Source organism: Paenibacillus shenyangensis (genome assembly GCF_000346635.1).
Taxonomy (GTDB): domain Bacteria; phylum Bacillota; class Bacilli; order Paenibacillales; family Paenibacillaceae; genus Saccharibacillus; species Saccharibacillus dauci.
This window is the reverse complement of the sequence record NZ_AOIG01000040.1, coordinates 1-21093: the sequence shown is the minus strand read 5'-3', so window position 1 is coordinate 21093 and position 21093 is coordinate 1. Positions and strand designations below refer to the sequence as shown.

At 45.7% G+C, this 21093-nt stretch carries 20 protein-coding genes; 9 read left to right on the top strand and 11 right to left on the bottom strand.

Features of this window, described 5'->3' with window-relative positions:
- Positions 1-81: 81 nt before the first annotated feature.
- A complete protein-coding gene (locus H065_RS0124340; RefSeq protein ID WP_017815716.1) occupies positions 82-327 on the bottom strand; it encodes a NifU family protein in 246 nt (81 codons plus the stop codon).
- Between the two features lie 214 nt (positions 328-541).
- On the opposite strand from H065_RS0124340, the gene H065_RS0124335 reads away from it, so the two are divergent.
- Positions 542-796, top strand: a complete 255-nt coding sequence (locus H065_RS0124335; RefSeq protein ID WP_017815715.1) for a YuzB family protein — start codon at positions 542-544, stop codon at positions 794-796.
- A gap of 87 nt (positions 797-883) precedes the next feature.
- Here the strand turns inward: H065_RS0124335 and H065_RS0124330 are convergent, their stop codons facing one another.
- Complete coding sequence (locus tag H065_RS0124330; protein WP_017815714.1) at positions 884-1960, bottom strand: NAD(P)/FAD-dependent oxidoreductase; 1077 nt, start codon at positions 1958-1960, stop codon at positions 884-886.
- A 311-nt stretch (positions 1961-2271) separates the two neighbouring features.
- The gene (mqnE, locus tag H065_RS0124325; RefSeq protein WP_017815713.1) at positions 2272-3378 is read right to left on the bottom strand and encodes an aminofutalosine synthase MqnE; all 1107 of its coding nucleotides are present in this window, start codon (positions 3376-3378) and stop codon (positions 2272-2274) included.
- Positions 3379-3824: 446 nt separating this feature from the next.
- Here mqnE and H065_RS0124320 point away from each other — a divergent pair, with 446 nt between their 5' ends.
- Together H065_RS0124320 and H065_RS0124315 are read left to right on the top strand one after the other, a co-directional pair.
- Complete coding sequence (locus H065_RS0124320; RefSeq protein WP_017815712.1) at positions 3825-4187, top strand: HesB/IscA family protein; 363 nt, start codon at positions 3825-3827, stop codon at positions 4185-4187.
- Between the two features lie 173 nt (positions 4188-4360).
- The gene (locus H065_RS0124315) at positions 4361-4861 is read left to right on the top strand and encodes a hypothetical protein (RefSeq protein WP_238558026.1); all 501 of its coding nucleotides are present in this window, start codon (positions 4361-4363) and stop codon (positions 4859-4861) included.
- A gap of 14 nt (positions 4862-4875) precedes the next feature.
- Here H065_RS0124315 and H065_RS0124310 read toward each other — a convergent pair whose 3' ends face one another.
- The 6 genes from H065_RS0124310 to H065_RS0124285 all read right to left on the bottom strand — a co-directional run bounded on the left by H065_RS0124310 (position 4876) and on the right by H065_RS0124285 (position 9404).
- The gene (locus H065_RS0124310) at positions 4876-5592 is read right to left on the bottom strand and encodes a metallophosphoesterase (protein WP_017815710.1); all 717 of its coding nucleotides are present in this window, start codon (positions 5590-5592) and stop codon (positions 4876-4878) included.
- A 211-nt stretch (positions 5593-5803) separates the two neighbouring features.
- Positions 5804-6394, bottom strand: coding sequence for a hypothetical protein (locus H065_RS0124305; protein WP_017815709.1), 591 nt, complete (start codon positions 6392-6394; stop codon positions 5804-5806).
- A 302-nt stretch (positions 6395-6696) separates the two neighbouring features.
- A complete protein-coding gene (locus tag H065_RS0124300; protein ID WP_017815708.1) occupies positions 6697-6924 on the bottom strand; it encodes a hypothetical protein in 228 nt (75 codons plus the stop codon).
- 221 nt (positions 6925-7145) lie between these two features.
- Positions 7146-7793 carry a TraX family protein gene (locus H065_RS0124295; protein WP_017815707.1) on the bottom strand — a complete coding sequence of 216 codons (648 nt, stop codon included), beginning with the start codon at positions 7791-7793 and terminating at the stop codon, positions 7146-7148.
- Positions 7794-7846: 53 nt separating this feature from the next.
- Positions 7847-8035, bottom strand: a complete 189-nt coding sequence (locus H065_RS0124290) for a hypothetical protein (protein ID WP_017815706.1) — start codon at positions 8033-8035, stop codon at positions 7847-7849.
- A gap of 370 nt (positions 8036-8405) precedes the next feature.
- Positions 8406-9404: an NAD(P)/FAD-dependent oxidoreductase gene (locus tag H065_RS0124285; protein WP_017815705.1), complete on the bottom strand. Its 999-nt coding sequence runs from the start codon at positions 9402-9404 to the stop codon at positions 8406-8408.
- Between the two features lie 583 nt (positions 9405-9987).
- Here H065_RS0124285 and H065_RS0124280 point away from each other — a divergent pair.
- Positions 9988-11181, top strand: a complete 1194-nt coding sequence (locus tag H065_RS0124280; RefSeq protein ID WP_017815704.1) for an NAD(P)/FAD-dependent oxidoreductase — start codon at positions 9988-9990, stop codon at positions 11179-11181.
- Position 11182: 1 nt separating this feature from the next.
- Positions 11183-11434 carry a hypothetical protein gene (locus H065_RS0124275; protein ID WP_017815703.1) on the top strand — a complete coding sequence of 84 codons (252 nt, stop codon included), beginning with the start codon at positions 11183-11185 and terminating at the stop codon, positions 11432-11434.
- A gap of 230 nt (positions 11435-11664) precedes the next feature.
- Here the strand turns inward: H065_RS0124275 and H065_RS0124270 are convergent, their stop codons facing one another.
- Together H065_RS0124270 and hemQ are read right to left on the bottom strand one after the other, a co-directional pair.
- Positions 11665-13662, bottom strand: coding sequence for a methyl-accepting chemotaxis protein (locus H065_RS0124270; RefSeq protein ID WP_193746804.1), 1998 nt, complete (start codon positions 13660-13662; stop codon positions 11665-11667).
- A 261-nt stretch (positions 13663-13923) separates the two neighbouring features.
- A complete protein-coding gene (hemQ, locus tag H065_RS0124265) occupies positions 13924-14673 on the bottom strand; it encodes a hydrogen peroxide-dependent heme synthase (protein WP_017815701.1) in 750 nt (249 codons plus the stop codon).
- Positions 14674-15004: 331 nt separating this feature from the next.
- Here hemQ and H065_RS0124260 point away from each other — a divergent pair, with 331 nt between their 5' ends.
- The 4 genes from H065_RS0124260 to uvrC all read left to right on the top strand — a co-directional run bounded on the left by H065_RS0124260 (position 15005) and on the right by uvrC (position 21066).
- A complete protein-coding gene (locus tag H065_RS0124260; protein ID WP_017815700.1) occupies positions 15005-16561 on the top strand; it encodes a replication initiation and membrane attachment family protein in 1557 nt (518 codons plus the stop codon).
- A gap of 170 nt (positions 16562-16731) precedes the next feature.
- Positions 16732-17694, top strand: coding sequence for a primosomal protein DnaI (gene dnaI, locus H065_RS0124255; protein ID WP_017815699.1), 963 nt, complete (start codon positions 16732-16734; stop codon positions 17692-17694).
- A 181-nt stretch (positions 17695-17875) separates the two neighbouring features.
- Positions 17876-18193 (top strand): thioredoxin, encoded by a 318-nt coding sequence (gene trxA, locus H065_RS0124250; RefSeq protein WP_017815698.1) that lies wholly within the window; start codon positions 17876-17878, stop codon positions 18191-18193.
- Positions 18194-18987: 794 nt separating this feature from the next.
- Positions 18988-21066: an excinuclease ABC subunit UvrC gene (uvrC, locus tag H065_RS0124240; RefSeq protein WP_017815696.1), complete on the top strand. Its 2079-nt coding sequence runs from the start codon at positions 18988-18990 to the stop codon at positions 21064-21066.
- Positions 21067-21093: the final 27 nt, after the last annotated feature.

Here is a 21093-nt window from a genome sequence, read left to right as displayed (position 1 = left end):
TTTACAAAGGGTACAGTTTACCATCCGAAGGGTCTCTTTTGGTGGCAATTGCCTATAGATCAATGCATGAAAAGGAACGGCTTAGAATACTTGCACTACCTCTTCCACACCTTCAACTTCTTCGAAAAGGGCGCGCTCAATACCGGCTTTCAGTGTGATTGTAGAACTTGGGCAGCTACCGCATGCACCCATCAGTTTCAGTTTGACGATACCGTCTTCAACATCAACCAGTTCCACGTCACCGCCATCGCGCTGCAGGAATGGACGCAATTTGTCCAGAACTTCCATTACTTCATCATACATTTCAGCTTGTACGCTTTCACTCATATTGTTCAACTCCTTTCGTAAGTATATTATAATATAAAAGTAAACCAATTTCAGCATTTGTGCCATTGATTTTTATACTCATTTCAAATTTATTTTGAAAATGAGACATGATCCCGTCACAATCTGCATTAAACATGATAAAATAGATCAGATCGGCAGGATAAAAAAACAGCTTTATCGCTATACTGAAAGGACACAGATTGGAGCGTATTACATGAGACCGATTATTGAATTTTGCCAGAGCAATATGCATAATGGCACAGATCGCATTATGAAGGAGCTCGATAATCATCCCGATTACGATGTAATCGAATACGGTTGTCTGGGGAACTGCGGTCAATGTTATGCCATGCCGTATGCACTCGTTAACGGAGAAATTGTCGCATCGGAAGATGTGGATTCCTTATATACATTAATTATGGATAAAATTAATGAGGCGGATGCCTGGGCTGATCTCGATCTTGATTGAGATCAGCTTTTTTGTATTTACAGACATGCCGATTAACCACAATTATGCAATATATCACCAGTCAAAGGCACGACAGTGCCTGGCCTATTAACCGAAATGATGTCTGGACATCCAGAGCACGCCACTTTTCAGCAGACGTGGTACACGGCCGGTAACGGAACTTTTGCCACCAAATCCGAATCCTGAACCAAAGCCTGCATGCTTACCGAGTGCGCCAAGTGTGCCTTTGAGCTTGAGCGGTTGTACTTTGGGTTGTTCACCTTTCCAGCCGGCAACGATAACATTGGCAATCTGTTCTGCCTGTGCTTCAGCCGCCTGTGCGCTGGCAGCGAATGGCAGGGATGCACAGTCACCACATACGAAGATTTCCGGACGGCCTGGAATACGGTACAGATCATCCAGAATGACGCGGCCGGAGTTGTCCTGATTCACGTTCAGCTCATCAACCAGCGGTACCGGACGAATACCTGCGGTCCATACCGTAATATCTGCCGGGATACGCTCATCCGGTCCGTTATAGACGCAATCTTCCTCAACGCGGCTGATATTGATTTTGTTACGAATCTCTACATTATGCTCTTTGAACCAATCCTGTACATACTTGGATAGGCGTGGAGGAGAAGCAGACAGCAGTCTTTCTCCGCGATCCAGAATACGAACATGCAGATCTTCGCGGCTTTCGCGAATCTCGGCAGCAATCTCGATACCACTCAGTCCGCCACCAACAATATTTACAGTTGCCTGAGGTGGCAGGTTGTTCACACGGCGGTATGTCTCGCGAGTAGCTTCAAAAGTCTGAATAGTAGAAGTGAATGTATCGGCTCCCGGTACACCATGGAAATTATCGACACAGCCCAGTGCAATCACCAGCTGATCGTATTCCAGCGGTTCTCCATCGGCAAAAGAAATACTTTTCTCATCCATATTGATGCCATTTACTTCGCCGTAGCGAACAGACAGCTTCGGATGAACAGGGAATTTGACACGCAGCTCCATATCGGAGGAGGTTCCTGCCGCGAGTGCGTAATATTCGGTTTTGAGTCCCTGGAATGGCATGCGATCCACCAGGATTAATTGAGTATCCGCCGGAATTTTGGTGTCCAGCAGCTCATGCAGCAGGGTGGTTCCACCATACCCTCCGCCGAGAATGACTAAGTTTTTCATGATATCTTCTCCCTTTATGCAGTGTGATTAATTGAGAATGTAATAGATTCCCGGATAGAATTACATAGCTTGGAAACGATAATGTATACTGACATCATCCGGCGCAGGGAAGCCAATAACGAGACCGGGTAATGCCAATCGCCTGACACTATAATAAGTTTATCGGCAGGCGGATAAACGGGCTTTACTTCAATGAGAAAGCATGTGATTAACATGCCTGTTCAATTAAGTAAAGCCCGGTGTATAGTGAAATGCAAAGCGCGGATAAAGGTATTGCCCGCGAAAGCGGTGAAGCTCGCGCAGATTAACGGTTATTCGTACACTTGAATTTCGTTATAGAAGGTATCCCGCTCAACCGGAATGCGACCTGCCCCTTTAACGAGCCAGATCAGTTCCTTGCGAGTCAGACCTTCCGGTGTCAGGGCTCCTGCAGCGTGACTGATACGTTCCTTGAGGATTGTACCGTGTACGTCGGATGCGCCAAACGCCAGAGCCATCTGGGTCAGCTGGGTACCGATATTAATGAAATAAGCTTTGATATGATCAATATTGTCAAGCATCAGACGGCTGATCGCGATCGTTTTGAGATCTTCATAAGCCGAGTTGCGACGCATAATGCTAGCGTTTTTGCTTTTTGGCTGCATGGATAATGGAATAAATACCTGGAAGCCATGAGTCTCATCCTGCAGTTCACGAATCTGGATCATATGGTTTACACGATCCTCATACGTCTCGATCGAACCGTACAGCATGGTAGTATGTGTACGCATGCCCAGCTCGTGAGCCGTGCGGTGTACTTCCAGATAGCGGTCTACATTGGCTTTGTTGACGCGCATTTTTTTGCGGTATTCGTCCGACAGAATCTCGGCACCACCACCAGTCAGGGATTCCAGACCTGCTGCTTGCAGTTCAACCAGTACTTCTTTGATACCCAGACCACTGATCCGGGTAAAGAAATCAATCTCGGCTGCAGTGTAAGCCTTGAGGGTAACATCCGGGAATGCTTCGTTCAGTGCTTTGAGTGAATCCACATAATATTGGAAAGGCACATTGTTATTGTGACCGCCGACAATATGGAATTCGCGAATGCCTGGGTGAATATGCTGATTCACATAATCGACCATTTCCTGCCCGCTGAGTGTGTAGGAACCTTCTTCGCCTTCATCTTTGCGGAAGTTGCAAAAAGCACAGTGAGCTTCACATACATTGGTGAAGTAAAGACTCATATTTTCGATGAAATATACTTTTTTGCCGTTCTTGCGCATATTGGCTTCGTTAGCCAGCTGCCCAATCGTCAAAATATCATCGCTCTCGTATAAATATACCCCATCTTCCAGGGATAAACGCTCACCTGCGCGTACTTTATTGATAATCTCTGCCATCCGTGTATCGGTATGTGGTGTAATAAGGGTGGACATGCTATATTCCTCCTGTTCTCCTGTGACGCTTCTGTCTCTGGTGTCTAATCCCGTAAGACGCTCTTGTCCTGTCTTACACCAATTTGGCACTATTGAATAATAGAAGCCTATATTTATGATTCGGTTATCTTTGATTTGTCACAACATTCGACACAACTATATCATTTTTGAAATAACGCCTAATATTCAATATACAACAATGTACATAAGAAGTCATCCATATTAACAATAATTGTGAAAAAAGTTACAACGAAAAATAAGGCTAAAAACGTAATTGTTTTTGACAGAAATTCGACATTTCACGTCATCGTTCACTATTCATTATAAACCTCTCATCAGGCACGGGCAATACAATTACTTAAAAAATGAAGGTTTTAACAAGGTATTCATCCTTGAGAGGACTGGAGCAGAAGAGTATAATGAAAGAGGAAAAGGAGGGAATACGAATGATTACAATTAGTGATACAGCGGCTTCACGTATGAAGGAAATTATGGAGGCACAGGATATTCCGGGGCTGTTTGTACGTGTAGGTGTCAGTGCCGGCGGCTGCAGCGGATTCTCTTATGCCATGGGCTTTGACAGTGAAGAGACAGAGCAGGATATATATATGGATGTTCAGGAGATGAAGGTTGTCGTTAACAAGGAAGATCTTGGACTGCTGAATGGTCTGGAAATAGATTATGAAGAATCGGGTCTTGCCGGAGGATTCACGATCAATAACCCTAACGCAATTGCTACCTGCGGATGCGGCGCTTCTTTCCGTACACGTAAAGAAGACGAAGTACTTGCCCAGCCTTGTGAGGATTAATTTGGCGTTGGTATAGCAAGTGGTTCATGGATGATCATGATGAACAGCATAATGATTTAAAGAACAGCATCTGGATCTGAGAATATCAGGATGCTGTTTTTTTGTTATATTGGGGTAGGCATCAAAATACATTGGCAAAGGAGGACAGCAAATTGAAATCTCGTATCATAGTAATGTTAGCCATACTTTTGGTGATTTCCATAGTATTTAACCTGAAGCAGTATCATGAACGAATCATCAGTATGCCCGGACAGGAAGAGACCAAGAACCATTATGACCTTTTCAAGAATCGACTGTATCACACGGATCAATCCTTGCAGACTTATCATCAGGCACACTCGACAGCAGCCCAAAATAAAGCGCTCGTACAGGCGGCAGGTTACGCAGGTGAAGCTGTAAATGAAATTAAGCTGATCAATGCCTCTGCGGAGCATCCGCAGGAACAGCCTTTGCTTATACTCGAAAGTGATATCATCCCAATACATACTGCTATTCAACATTATGCTGTTAATGCAGCAGGAGGTCATCATCCTGACACCGCTGATATCAATCAGACAAGTGAGCATGTTAATGAACTCATGAAAGCACTTCAACATACGTCTTTGCATGATGAGCAGTCACTTACTGAGATTCAGACTGCTGCGGAAGCAGTCAACAGTAGGTACAGGGAGTAAGTATGCCCTGTACCTTATTTTTTGTGCACTTCGTAGGAGATACCATTGGTCGTATCGAGTGCATTCAGCTGACCGCCATAGGCAGCTCCGCCATCAATACCTATAATCCGATTCACCCCATAATAAATATTGAAGTTGGCAGCATCCTGATGCAGATAAAAAGTAGGCGTATGCCCAAATACAACCAGCTGCTCTCCATCATAGCCGGTATGAAAAGGTTCACGTATCCAAAACAGCTGACGTTCTGTCGTCTCGGCTGCTGTTTTGCCAGGTTCTACACCAGCATGCACATATAAATAATCCGGCGTCTCGTAATACAGCGGCAGTCCTGAGATAAATTCCAGATGCTGCTGCAGCTCATCATTGTGGAGATCCGGTAAATGAAAGTCTTCGCCAGATAATGTAATCAATTCATCACGCGTAAATCCGTAACTGAGAAGTGTAGCCAGTCCGCCGTTTACCTTAAGCCAGCGGTTCCAGTCTGCTTCCCTGCCGCTGGTCAATGCATTGAACATCAGGTCTTCATGATTTCCCTTCAGTGCAATAGCTCCCTCACGGGTAAGCTGCATGACACGCTCCAGTGTACCGCGCGAATTGCTTCCGCGATCTACATAGTCACCAAGCAGAATGAGTTGATCCCGCTCCGGTCGATAATCGATGTCATCCAACAGACGGTCCAGAAGGCTGAGTTCACCATGAATATCACTAATCGCCAGAGTACGTTCAGACATGAGCAGCCCTCCTTAATATTTATAAATAAAGTATAACGTATTAGTTGTTATTACCCCGATTTACCGGCTTGATGATATGACCGGACATCCCCAGTCTGAATCTGCTAAATATAGAGCATTACAGAATATCCAGGATCAATAAGTACTCTCCGTTCAAGCCAAACAGCCACTTGTATCCGGTACAGGTGGCTGTTTGGCTTGGACAGACTACTTATTTGGTTGTCTTGTTCGTAGTGGTTTTTTTTGTTTTGGCAGCTGTCTGGGCAGGCATAAGTTCGATTTTGCTTATCTTGGTCGTGCTACCGGATGCGAGAGTGATGAATACAACATCACCGGCTTTGAGGGAAGAGAGCGACTTTTTGGTCTCGGTTGCCTTGGTCCTGCCTGCTGCATGCATCACGCTCACTACACTGGTTGCGCTGGTAGTCGTGAGCGTAGTTGTTGTTGTGCTAAATGTCTGGGCGGGAGGCTGACCACCAGTATTGGTTTTGGCTTCACCAGCTGCTGGAGGGGGGGGAGCCTCACCACTTGGAGGAGCTTCGCCTGCTTTGGGGGCTGTAGAGCCTTCCGTACCCGAAGGAATAGCGGGTTGAGTAGAAGATTGGTAGATTACAATTTTGCCGCTGCTAATCGATTTAATTTTGCCGATAACGACACTCTTGTTGTTAGCTGCAGTTTTTGTTGTTGTAGAAGCAGCCGTTTTGGTCGTTGTTGCTGCATCGGCTGTAGAGAATGACGTTAGCGACCCTGCCAGCAAAGCAGCAGATAGGGCAAGACTGGATAATACTTTTATTGTTTTCATGAATGGTATTCCTCCTGGATAATAGATGATAGGGCAAGCCATATGACTTGCTTACAATATGTAGTATAGATTCGCAATATGAATTCCTTGTGAATAGAATACTTATTTCAATAGGCTATCTTGATTAACAGCAGCCAAAAGAAATTCAGCTATTGTTCCCATCATTTTCAAAAGTATATGTATTTCCCAATAACCAAAAAGCCATCCTCTGCTCCGTTACGAATAAACGGAAAAGAAGATGGCTAAACAGCCAGCAGATCATTCTGCTGCCGGTAAGAAAATGGATATATAGCGTTCAGGAATCAATCGGTCTGAAACATGGTCATATCGCGACTGTACAGACTTTTGGTACCGGATTGCAGATTGCGTACACGTACATATTTATTCGTATAGGCTTCTACATACCCTCGGCCGACTTCACAATACACGCCAGCAGGATCTTCCTGCCATACGATAATCAGGCTGCCGGATAGGCCAGCAGTAAAAAAGTGAATGTCTTCGGTCAACGTATGTTTTTTATTGGATTTCATGGAGGAGCCCCTTCCTATATTTAAAACCGCCTCAACCGGCGGAATTGTTCCGGTAAAGATTATACTCCATGACTGTGCATATGGCGATAGCTTTTTTATATAAAATTAGAAAAAACCGGGAACAACACCAATCCCGGTTAATCGGTTCAAAAAAGCAGTAGAACAGGGAGCAATCTTTATACTTGTATAATGGAAATATGTGATCGTTATCATCCGATTTCTTAAAAATATCCGTACATGCGTCCTTGAACGATAATGGCAATAACTGCCAGATGCGCAGGGTAAAAGGCACGCCATAACCAGCGCGGAGGAGCGACAAGTGAGAAGTTCGGACGCAGCTCTGTGCGGGCGGTAATCAGAAGTGTGGAGAATATGCTGTATATCTGAATCAGACTCGTATATCCAGCCAGCACAAAAATAAGAGTCAGCGCAAAATGGGCAAGTACCATCACATATCCCGGTACATATCGATAAATCAATATCAGCAGAATACCGTAAGCACCATAATCGGTATGCAGTACTTCAGCAACCAAGCTGAAAACGGCAACCAGCAGAATCGATACCGGGAACAGTCGTGAAGGTATGCGATCCAGCAGAATTAGCAGCAGCAAACCGATCAGCAAGGTGAACACTACATTCAGATTCGTAATATTAAAAGCGAACATGAACGGAAATTGGGAAAGCAGTGCGATAACCATTAGCCGAATCAGATATTTATTTACATTTCGGGTATGCCGGTATCCGACGACCAGCAGATAGCAGTAGATCGGAAATGCGATCCGTCCGATGATCCGCATATACCGCTCATCAGAAAAAAAGGCATAGCCCAGATGATCAATCAGCATTGTAATCATTGCCAACCATTGCACAAGGCCACACCTCCCTATTCATAAACCTATACGATTAACCGACAATCCATGGATCAAAAACTCAGCATGACACCGCGGACAGCGAGTGAAATAACCAGCGCTCCGAAAATCACAAAACCTACGCCTGCCGCTTTGCTGTTTTGTTTGAAAAACTTGCCGCCCAGCGCTACCATCATGCCACCGATAATAAGCAGCATGAGTGAAATAATAAGCCGAAGGGTGAAGTATACACCAACACTCAAGCCGATAGACCTCCTTTATTTGAACAATCTCCAATTCAAATTGATTTGCAATAATCTAATTTTAAACTTCTCTATACTATACGATAAAAATCAGTCGCGAATCCAAGGAAAAGGTGAACAATTTGGCAACATCGGAAGCGCTGACAGCCAGAACATCAACAAAGATAACTGGCCAGTATCGATCCGGTACTGTTCAATATTTCAAAATAGACATAAGGATCTGGGAGATAGCTCCGCTTTTTGTCCAGAAGAAAAGCGCTTCTCCTGTCCGTTCATGATCATGGAAAGGAAGAAGCGCTTGTATCCGGTCCGAACTGTGTAATAGAGCAGTCCCTATCAGCAGGACATTCCAGTCAAAATCTGTGCATTACTAGAGTTTCATGTTACTGCTGTGTCCCGGAGACAGCTTGGCATCCGGATCTACATATACTTTGGCATTATTGATAGCTGTAGGTGCTTCACCAAAACCGACCGCGATCAGCTTCAGCTTGCCCGGATACGTCGTAATATCACCGGCAGCAAAGATACCTTCAACATTTGTCTCCATCCGGGAATCAACGATAATGGAGTTTTTCTCAATCTCGATTCCCCATTCAGCGATCGGACCGAGCGAGGAGAGGAAGCCAAAGTTGATAATCACGTCATCCACTTCGATCTCCTGGGTTTCGCCACTTTTCACATGGGCAAGGGTTACACGCTCGATGCGCTCTTCACCATGTAGTTCAGTGATTTCGGTTGGCGTTACTACTTTGACATTCGATGCCATCAGGTTCTCTACACTGTGCTCATGTGCACGGAACTTGTCACGGCGGTGGATGAGTGTCACTTCAGCGGCTACGGGCTCCAGCATCAATGCCCAGTCTACTGCAGAGTCGCCTCCACCGCTAATCAGTACTTTTTTATCGGCAAAACGGCTCAGGTCGCTGACAAAGTAGTGCAGGTTGGCTTTTTCGAATTGCTCGGCATTAGGCAGTTCCAGACGACGTGGTTCGAATGCACCTACACCTGCAGTAATGATAACCGCTTTGCTTTCATGTGTGCCTTTATCTGTGGTAACGACAAAATGACGGTCGCCTTTTTTCTCTACGTTCAGTACTTTTTCTTCCAGACGAATATCTGTATCGAACAGATTCATCTGCTGCTGCAGGTTGTTGACAAGCTCCTGGGCAGTAATTTTCGGGAAGCCGGCTACATCATAAATATATTTCTCAGGATAAAGGGCAGCGAGTTGTCCGCCCAGCTGAGGCATACTTTCGATCAGTTTGACAGATGCCTGACGCATACCGCCATAAAAAGCGGCAAACATGCCTGCAGGACCTCCACCAATAATAAGGATATCGCTCATTGCTCCGGTGGTTGTAGATGTCACCGTACCACACCTCCATAAGTAATCAAATCTTAACTCATTATAATCGGTTGAGAACGATTTTCAAAGGAAGGAAATGATCAATATTGTGAAGCCATTAATACCCATTATGCAATTCCTGAAAAATTAAGATTAAATTTTACATGAAATATACTGAAAATTAAATTTTCTCTTGATCTTTTCAGCGAAAATAGCTATCATTTCAGTTGTGTCGATAATGGTTTGTGACAGAAAACGGACAGTTTTTTGAAAAAAAAGCAAATTTTTTTTGAAAAAATGGAGCATAAAGGTTACAATATAATGTGACATATCGTATAGCAATATTTAGACAGCATCTCTATTTCTGCCACCCGTTGTGTATATTTTCACAATTGCGTACAACGTTCCGTGAAATTTATATACAAGTTTCTGCCAGAATGAAGAACCATTATCCCAGGTTTGGTTAAATAATTTATATCGTTTCAGTGCAGTGTCTGACTGTCTGTCGTTAACATAAGTGGGCAGCTGGATAATGCACGTAATGAATATCATTATGATTTAGCATTTTCTAATGCTCAATTGAACAAATTGGAAGGGGAAAACAGACATGAGTAGCATTCCAAAAATCGTCATTCTTGGCGCTGGTTACGGCGGCATCATGACAGCACAACGTCTTCAAAAAGAACTGAACTATAATGAGGCAGATGTGACCCTGGTTAACCGCCATGAGTATCATTATTTCACAACTCACCTGCATATGCCTGCAGCAGGTACAGACGCTGAAGAAAACGCGTATGTGCCAATCTCCAAGCTGATCGACGAATTCAAAATCGATCTGGTAAAATCCAATGTAAAACAAATCCTCCCACAGGAGAAAAAAGTAATTCTGGAAGACGGTACACTGTCTTACGATTACCTGGTTATCTCCCTGGGCGGCGAACCGGAAACATTCGGTATCCCGGGCATGATGGAAAATGCAATGATGATCCGCAGCATTAACTCCGTCCGCAAAATCCGTGAGCATATCGAAAGCCAATTCGTAGCTTACAAAACAGATAAAAAACCGGAGCGCCTGAGCTTTGTTGTCGGCGGTGCCGGCTTCACAGGTATCGAGTTCGTAGCCGAGCTGGCTGATCGTGTAGCCGAGCTGTGCAGAAAACATGGTATCGATCGTTCCGCAGTTAAAATCTACAACGTAGAAGCAGCTCCAACTGCACTGCCAGGCTTCGATCCTGAACTGGTAGAATACGCAATGAAAGTACTGCAAAACAAAGGCGTTACGTTCAAAATCGGCGTAGCCATCAAAGAATGTCAGCCTGACGGCGTTGTCGTTGGCGATGACATGGAGAAAATCCCGGCTAACACTGTCGTATGGACAGGTGGTATCCGTGGTAACCGTGTCGTGGAAGAAGCTGGCTTCGAGACGATGCGCGGCCGCGTAAAAATCGACGAATATCTGCATGTACCAGGTTATGAAGATATCTTCATGATCGGTGACAGCGCCCTGATGTTCAATCCGGAAGGACGTCCATATCCTCCAACTGCACAAATCTCCATGCAGCAAGGACCAGTAGTAGCACAGAACATTCTGGCAGCTATTCGTGGACAACAACCGAAGAAATTCACATTCAGCAACAAAGGTACAGTTGCTTCCCTGGGTAAAGGCGAAGCAGTTGGTATCGTAGGCGACCGCAAGCTCAAAGGCTGGGTAGCTGCACAGCTGAAAAAAGTCATTGATATCCGCTGGCTGTTCATCATCGGTGGCGTATCTCTGGCACTGAAAAAAGGTAAATTCCTGTAAGATGCGTCATTGCAGCGTTCAGGTACGTGGATTGTTGACGCGTGACGAGCTGGACCGTTACAACGGCTTGATGGAAGCCGGTTCCTTTCTGGAAGATCAGAGCCGTTATGATCTGGCTTATGTGATTCAGCAAGAAGTGGATCTTCTGATCCAGCCGGCCATCGAGCGGTTAAAGGATAAAAGCCGGACACGTGACCGTGAAGAGCAGGAATATCTCGCTTCATTAAAAAATGACGGGACTGCTGCTGAATAACCGTACTTTCCGTGAATTATGCAATACGATATGCAGGTCCAAATAAAGAGCAGGCTCCGATGAGGAGCCTGCTCTTTTTAATTTATAATCGTCTATTCAGGAGAGAACAGAGTAAGAAAATAGTCTAGCGACTTCTGATAGCGCAGTATTACGGTTTGGAGTATTACCATGATTGCTATGAGAATCTTTATATGACGCACATGATCGGAAAGCGAATGATCGGCTTTTTATTAACGGGAAGAGCTCTCGCCATTTTGCGTATTAACCTGGAATTGACCAATTTCTTGCAGCAGATGGTCAGCGCTCTCGGTCAGGTGCTTGGATGATGTGGAGATGCTGGAAATGGATTGAGTCTGCTCGATGGTGGAAGAAGCCGCTTCCTGGGTAGCAGCTGCACTTTCTTCAGCTACAGCGGCAAGACCTGTGATAACGTCGGATACCTGAAGAGCGCCAGCTTGTACTTCATTCACACCGGAGAGAACCTGAGTGATCCGGCCGATGATACCGTCTACCGAACTACGGATTTGTTCAAACGATTCCCGGGTCTCATTCATGGATTGCTGCTGTTGTACAGTAGTCTCGCGGAAGGAAGCCAGTACTGTAGAGCTTTGTTTGCCGGCATCCTGCAGTTCAACCAGCAGAGCGCTGATATCTTCGGCAGAGTGAGAAGCCTGTTCTGCCAGCTTTTGGACTTCACTGGCGACTACTGCGAAGCCGCGTCCGTGCTCACCCGCACGTGCTGCTTCAATCGAGGCATTCAGTGACAGCAAGTTGGTCTGGCTGCTGATTTCACGGATAACCTGCGTAATCTTAGCGATTTCTTCCAGTTTGTTAATGAGCAGTGAGTTGGATGATTCTACACGTTTGGTAGATTCCTGACCAGCCTGTGCCAGTGAGCTTTGCTGTGTGATTGCATCGGTACCACGTGTCATGGCTCCGTTTACTTCTTCGATCATGCTGGCAGCCTGTCCGGCATGGGAAGATACCTGTTCCAGGGAATGGGTCATGCCCATAACCATCTCGGCTCCTACTTGGATAGATTCTGCCTGATCATTGGCACCACGGGCAATTTCTTCAATAACGGTAGAGATTTGCTGAGCGATATCACCTGAGCTGGAAGCATTATCGTACATTTGCAGAGAAGCTTTGTTTACATTTTCGGCAGAGTGGGAGACAGTCTCGATCAGATTGCGAAGAGCGGCAGACATGGTATTAAAGTCTGTGCCTAGCTGAGCGATTTCATCTTTGCCTTTGACAGGTACCTGTACTGTCAGGTCACCCTGTGCCAGACGCTGTGCATTTTGCTGGAGAGTGTTCAGCGGCTTCACAATGCGTGTTGCAAAGAAGAAAGCAAGTACGGCAAGTACGATAGTAATTACAACGAGCAGCAGGATAATTTTATTACGAAGTTGTACATAGTCGGCGAATGCGTATTTTTCTGAAATGGAAGTGGCTACAATCCAGCCAGTGCCAGGAAGTTTTTGATAGTAGACGAGCTGTGCATCGCCTTTGTAGTTGTATGTCATGCTGCCGGAATCGCTGGAAAGCATGGATGGAGCGATGCTGCTGTAATCTGCCTGCTCGGCAAGAGGTTTGCTGACGAAATCAGCATTGGGATGAGAGAGTACGGTTCCTTTTTGATCCAGCAGGAAAGTAAAACCGCCTGGTGTTTTGATATTGTTGATATAATCGGTGATGGTGGAGAGGTAAATATCTTCTGCCAGAATACCAGCAAATTCACCATTGGCGTCTTTCATGGGCATTGTGATCGGAACGGAGAATTTTTTGCTGATCAGATCGACATAAGGTTCGTTGACAGTCAGCTTATTGGCTGCTTTACCATTGATATACCATGGACGTGTACGAAGATCGTAACCTTTGTCAGGTACCCATCCGCTGCCATCTATCATTTTGTTGTTTTTCAGGCCCATATACAGGTCTGAGATGTTGCCATTATTGAGTTCACTTTTGTATACGGCCAGATGTTTGGTTGTTACTTCATTCAGCGGAATATTGCTCTGGATAAATGTTCCCATTGTCTCCAGTACTTTGCTATTGGTGTTGATCCAGCCCTGTGTCTGGCTCACAGCCGTTTCTACTGTACTTTTCAATTCGCTGGAAACAGATTGTTCTGCTTCCTGATTAAGCGCATACAAGGAAATAGTGCCTACAGGTACAGCAATCAGAATAACTGCGGAAACAACGAGTAAAATTAACTTGAGTTTCAAAGACATGAGATCTCCCTCTTTCTATTCTCCTGAATTAATGATTGTTGGTAATTACGAGTGGTAATGAACTTTAATTCTATATCGTCGGACATCATAATAAACGTTACATTTTTCGACAAAAATTATTGAGAAAAATAGGACTTTTTTACTTATTAAAAAGTAAGTATTTTCACAAATAAAATAAAAAGCCTGCAACCCTCCAGAAATCGGAAAAGTCGCAGGCTTGATCATTATATAAATACCAAATATATAAAACGAAAATTATAGTTTCAGCATTTCTTCGAATTTCTCGCTGTCCATCAGGCTACCCACATAGAAAGCGCCAAATTCGCCAAAACGTGCGCTGGCTTCGTCAAAGCGCATTTCATAGACCAGCTTTTTGAACTGCAGGGCATCGTCGGAGAACAGGGTAACGCCCCATTCCCAATCATCCAGACCTACCGAACCGGTAATGATCTGTTTTACCTTGCCGGCATAGCTGCGGCCGATCAGACCGTGGCTGCGGATCATCTCGCGGCGTTCTTCCATCGGCAGCATGTACCAGTTATCGCCGAGATTACGTGTTTTGTTCATCGGATAGAAGCAGATATAACGGGAAGCAGGCAGCGCCGGTTTGAGACGGGCTACAACCTGCGGGTTCAGCATAGGATCTTCCTCGCTCTTGCCTGCCATGTAGCTGCTCAGCTCGACTACGCTCACATAGGAATATGCTTTGTCAGTAAAGCGAGCAAAGGTTGTTTTGTTAAATTCGGTCTCGATCTTATTCAGATCTTCCAGCGTTTCGCGCAGATGCATCATTACAAAATCGGCTTTTTGTCCAACAATGCTGTAGACTGCCGTGCTGCCGCTTCCTTCGGCACTGATCGTATTCCATTCATGGATAAGTGCATTCAATTCTTCGAGTGCACCTGCACGTTCTTCATCGTCGGCTGCTTTCCATGCCGTCCAGTTGATTGTGCGGAAATCGTGCAGGGCGTACCAGCCTTCCAGTGTAGCTACGGCTTCGTTCATAGAAAAAATCACTCCTGTATGTGTAAGTTGGTTAACCGTGTATTTCCAGTAATATAATAAGGCGCAAAGTAGAAATGACTGCGCCTGGTCTGCAAAACCTGACCCTATTATTGTAACCGAACGAGATGGACAGGGCAATTCACTTCACAGTCTGTTCATGGTTGCTTCATTCAAAAAACGTTATTGATGTGCATTCTTGCAAACAATAGATCATGTTGAAGCACAGTGGTTATTCCGCCCATATTTTCACTTTATTTTCAGAGTGGAAAGTGAGCGTTTTGTGGTAGAATAGAATTCCGTATAAATGGGTGCAGCAGAAAGGGGGCGGAATATGCGCATCAAGAATTTACTTCATTTTACAGAGAATCATCGTTACTGCGTATACCGCGAATTTGGACTGGGCAGCCTGGACGAACGGATGCTGAACCTGGTCTACCAGCCGCTCACCGGAGCGTTCGCCATCAGTCTGTACCGGCTGCTGTGCGATCATGTGAACGCACAGCAGGTAGGTTATTCGCCGGTTGAACAGCAGCGTGGATTATTCCTTACGCTGGGTCTGGAACCGGGGGAACGTGGACGCAAGCAGCTGATGGAACAGGCATCCCTGCTGGAGGCTGTGGGATTGCTCCAGACGAGCCGGGTCTATTTCCCGGATCAGGATGATTATATATATGAATACGAACTGCAGCAGCCGCTGTCCCCGGGGGAGTTTTTCCGGACACAGCATCTGACACTGCTGCTGCGGGACAAGATCGGCAAGTTTGCCGTATTGTCGCTGCGTGAGCAATTTTTTGGGAGACAGCCTGAAGGCTGGGATAGTCCGTCGGTACAGAAAGAAAATATCTCACAGCCATTCTATGATATATTTGAGCTGAATACGCATGTGATCGACTACGAATTGGAGCAGGCGCTGACCGAAGTGAGTACGCAGACTCGCAGCAATCAGCCCAAGCTGAGTGAAGACGATCTGATTAACTATGCGGATATTATTCGTTATTTCCCGCGTGGCTCGCGCAATCGGCAGTTTGTAGAGAAGCTGCGTTTTCAGCCGGAGCAGATGAATGTGCTCAGCTATATTGCCTATAAATACAAGCTGGATATTCAGGATATCTGCCGGATGCTGGATGAGGACGGGATCTTTACTACAGATGGCGAGCTCGCCGAGGAAGAGATTCAGCGCCGGGCGAATCTGCAGTTCCGTCAGGGCAAAAAGCGGATGGAAGAGCGGCAGATTCACGAAGCCAAAGTGGTATCTCTGCGTCAGCAGCATCAGGAACCGGCGCAGGAGACTCAGGATCTGCCGGTAGAACACGCGGTAGAGATGGAATACTATCTGGAAGTGCCAAGACAATTTACCGGCAAATGCGATATTCATCAATATAATATGATGCTGCGCAATCAGCCGTATACCCGGATGCTGGAGATGTTCTATCCGGGAAGTGTACCAAACAGTATTAATGATATTTTCGAGCATATCGATATTAATTATAAGCTGCCTGAAGAAGTAATGAATGTGCTTATTCATTATTTGCTGGCCGTCAAAATGTCCCAACCAGGTGAACGTCTGAGCAGCAAATTCGTCGACTGGATCGTAACGAATATGCTGAACCAGCAGGTCAATACGTACGAAAAAGCGGTTCGCTATGTACGCGAGCAGAACAAGCTGGATCTGCGGATCAGCGATCAGGCCAAGCTGAAAGGCAAGGAAGCCGCAGGAGGAACAGCCAAGCGCACCGGACGCAATTATGGACGCACGCCGGCACGCACCAAGCCGGAGATTCCGATTGTGGAAGGGTCGCAGGGGAAAACGTCCAGCATCTCCGACGAGGAGCTGGCAGAAGTTCTGCGTATGGCAGAGCAGATGCAGTCCGGCAAGAATGGCGGATAAGACCGTTCTACACAGCAGGTACTGGCCAGAACGAATGCTATGTATTACGGATTCGTTCTGCCATATTCCCCGCATAGCAGGTACTTGCGGGCATAGAGAAAGGATGGCTGTCTTTTATACCTCAGACAGTTATAAGTAAGAGTTGAACAAACGGGAAGGGGCTACACACCATGGAATCCATCGGTGATCTGCTGCGGCAGATGAAGAGTACGCGCTTTCGGGAACAATCGAACAAGATTGCCACGCAGCTGTTCACGGACCCGCTGGTGCTGGAGCTTCGCAGCCAGCATCCGGAGCTGACCGATCAGGAGCTGATGACCAATCTCAGCAAGCTGTACCAGTATGTCGGGGATCAGCGTAACTGCGACAATTGTCCCGGACTCGATCAATGCCCGAATGATTTTCAGGGGCATTACACCAAGCTAAGTGTGCAGTCTTCCGAAGAAGGAGTCAGGCTGCATGAACGTAAGACACCCTGCCAGAAGCAGCTGAGCAGACAGCATGAACAGCAGGTCAGACAGCGAATTCACAGCTTTTATGTGGATGATCGCGCGCTGAATGAAGGATATAACGCTGTGGAGATCGTTTCCAAAGATATCGAACGCGTCCCGGCGGTGAAGAAAATTTTTGATTACATTAATGAAGTAAAGCAGAATGGACTGCCTGCCAAAGGGCTGTATCTGGTCGGACATTTTGGTACCGGCAAGACTTTTCTGATGTCTTATATGCTGCATGAATTGGCCAAAGCCGGCTATACCGGCGTGATTGTATATATGCCGGAATTTGTGGAAGATCTGAAATCGATGTTCCAAGATAACAACCGGATGAAAGAAACGATCGAGATTATGAAAAATACGGATCTATTGATCTTTGATGATATAGGTGCAGAGAATCTGAATCCATGGGTACGTGATCATGTATTGGGAGCTATTCTGAATTACCGGATGGAACGTAAACCTACGTTTTATACTTCCAATTATTCGCTGGAGGCGCTGCTGCAGCATCTTAGCTTCACCAACAAAGACGGGGAAGAACGGTATAAAGGCGAGCGTCTCATGAACCGAATCGCTCCCTTCGTGGACGTAATCAGTGTTAGCGGAGAGAACAAACGTGGCGATATTCCGGGTGAATAATTACTATTTTTAAATTATAGTAATTAAAAGTATAATAGTTACTAAAATATAGATAAGTATAATAAATTCGTATTATCTGTTTCGGAATCTCTATTCCTGTGTTATAATAGGGGTGTAATAGGTTCTATAGTTGTTTAAATAATGAATAATTCAAATAAAGGTATTCAAGGAGGAAATTTCCATGGCAATCGTTAATGTATCTGATCAATCCTTTACAAATGAAGTAGAAGGACAAGGCACAGTACTGGTAGACTTCTGGGCACCATGGTGCGGTCCTTGTAAAATGCTTGCTCCAATCCTGGACGAGCTGGCAACTGAAGTTGGCGACAGCGTAAAAATCGCTAAAGTCAATGTAGACGAAAACCCTGAAACAGCTTCCCGTTTCGGCGTAATGAGTATCCCTACAATGATCTTCTTCAAAGATGGTCAACCTGTAGATAAAGTAGTAGGTCTGAACTCCAAAGACTCCCTGAAATCCATCCTGGCAAAACATCAATAATTTTGCCTCGCTATAACGATAAGCAGTATAAGACAGCTGATCCTTTTGGAACAGCCTGACGGTACTGCATTAACCCCCGGTAAATACCGGGGGTTTTTTCTGTCTGATGCATGCAGTAATGGTATATTCATTCTTTAAAATATATCTTCAAATAATAGTTGAACAATGAATTACAAGAACGTATGTTGCCATAAACCTATCCGATTCCCTTCTGGAACTGCTATAATAGAAAAGGCATTAAAAACGAATTTGTCTCTAATAAGGATCTTCATTCACACACTATGCTTGTAACCATTGTTTAGAATTACCAGCAGATACCGCAATAGAGGCTACACAATCGCCATCCCTTATACAAATCCCCCTTATAGGGGTAATACATGTTAATATACCGTCTGCCTATCTCTCAACAATATATCTTGAGATCTTTTCTTTGGCGAATGCGAACCAGCATAGATAAAAGAGCAGCAGCAATCAAGCACGGAGCGAAGGAAAAGGAATTGGACCAAAGGACGACATTTAAGCCTGGAGATCCCCCTTTCCAATTACTCCTTAAGGATCTCCAGGCTTAACCGGAGGACGTGGTCCAATCCTTTTTCGCAGCGGATACTCTAGATAGCTTATTCCAGACCCTTTATTCTAGCTACTTTATATCGTTCGCTGGAATGCTGCTTTACCCTTTTAGATCAACTTATCTGCAGGTTTGTTTGTCAAAGTAAGAGACCCATATATTGCGATAATATACAGACACCCAGTAATCGCAAGATTCACCAGTGAAAGACAGGAAGGAGAAGTCTATGGATTCACATATGGAAACGATTCGCGAGCAGGAGCAGGCGATAGAGAATATCCGCCATAAGCTCGCCCTGCTGCCGGATTTGCCGGGCTGTTATCTGATGAAGAACCGGGAAGGCACGATCATTTATGTGGGTAAAGCCAAAGTACTCAAAAACCGTGTCCGGTCTTATTTTACAGGCAGTCATGATGGCAAAACCCAGCGTCTGGTCGCAGATATCCGCGATTTTGAATATATTGTAACCGGCAGTAATATGGAAGCACTCATTCTGGAGTGTAACCTTATCAAAACCCATCAGCCCAAATATAACGTGCTGCTGAAGGACGACAAGACTTTTCCATATATCAAAATTACCAATGAAGAGCATCCACGCCTGGAAGTTACCCGGCGTGTGCTCAAAGATAAAGCCAAATATTTTGGCCCCTATCCCAATGCATTTGCTGCCCAGCAGACCAAAAAGCTGCTCGATCGCATGTATCCGCTGCGCAAATGTAAAGTCATGCCCAAGGAAGTATGCTTGTACTATCATATGGGACAGTGTCTGGCGCCCTGTGAATATGAAGTGCCGGAAAAGTCTTATGATGAGATTCGTCAGGAGATCACCCGTTTTCTGAGCGGTGGACATGAAGAGATCAAAAAAGATCTGCAGCGCAAAATGGAAGAAGCCGCTGAAGATCTGTATTTTGAACGAGCCAAGGAACTGCGTGACCAGATTCGCAATATTGATGCACTGATGGAAAAGCAGAAAATTACGATGGCAGATGCCCGGGACCGCGATATATTCGGCTTTTCTGTCGACAAGGGCTGGATGTGTGTACAGATTCTGTATGTGCGCCAGGGTAAAATGATTGAGCGTCATGCTTCGGTGTTCCCTTTTTATGGAGAGCCGTATAACGACTTTATGTCGTATGTGACCCAGTATTATAGCGATAACCCGGCAATGCCGCAGGAAATTCTGCTGCCGGCGATGGAAGCTTCTGCCGATCTGGAGAGTGCCAGCGACAAGGCACTGGATACTGCAGAACAAGAAGGTCTGAACGCGAATGATGGAGACGGCTCAACAGGCATGAATGATATGGCTGATCGCGTTGCCGAGACAGGCGAAGAATATGCTGTGCAGTCTGCCAAAATGGAAGCCGAAGCCGCTGAATTAACTGAAGCGTCGAGTTCTGACCAGCAAAATGCAAGTGATCCGGAAAGTGTCAAAGCAGCCGGAGGAGATCAGCTGGATGCTCCAAGCAGCGCCCAGATGCTGCAGCAGTGGCTCGGTATCAAAGTATTGATTCCACGCCGCGGCCTGAAGCGTCAGATGATTACAATGGCACAGGATAATGCCAGAGTCTCGCTGGATGAGAAGTTCCGCCTGATTGAGCGTGACGAAGAACGTACTTCCAAAGCTGCCGAGAATCTGGGACAGGCGATTGGTCTCAACAATTTGCATCGTGTCGAAGCGTTTGATAACTCCAATATCCAGGGTTCTAATCCGGTATCGGCGATGGTTGTCTTTATCGATGGTAAGCCAGCCAGAAAGGAATATCGCAAGTATAAAATCCGGACGGTTGAAGGTGCGGATGATTACGGGACAATGCGTGAAGTCATTCGCCGTCGCTATGAACGTGTGCTCAAAGAGAATCTGGAGATGCCCGATCTGATTGTAGTCGATGGTGGTAAGGGCCAGATTTCTGCTGCTGCCGATGTACTGGAAAACGAACTCGGAATATTCATTCCGGTCTGTGGACTGGTCAAGGATGCGAAGCACCGTACCTCCCAACTGATGGTCGGTGATCCGGCTGAACCGGTCAATCTGGCTCGTGACAGTCAGGAATTCTACCTGCTGCAGCGGATTCAGGACGAGGTTCACCGATTTGCTATTACGTTCCACCGGGAGCAGCGCGGCAAGTCGATGATCGTGTCCCAATTGGATAGCATTCCGGGTATCGGAGAAAAGCGGCGTAAGCTGCTGCTCAAGCATTTTGGTTCCATTAAAAAAATAAGAGAAGCTAGTGTCGAAGACTTCCGGCCTCTCTCGATCGGCGATAAACTCGCCCGTCAAATTCTGGATGCATTAAAAGAAGAGTAGCCATAGTAAACTGTACCCTACAAGATG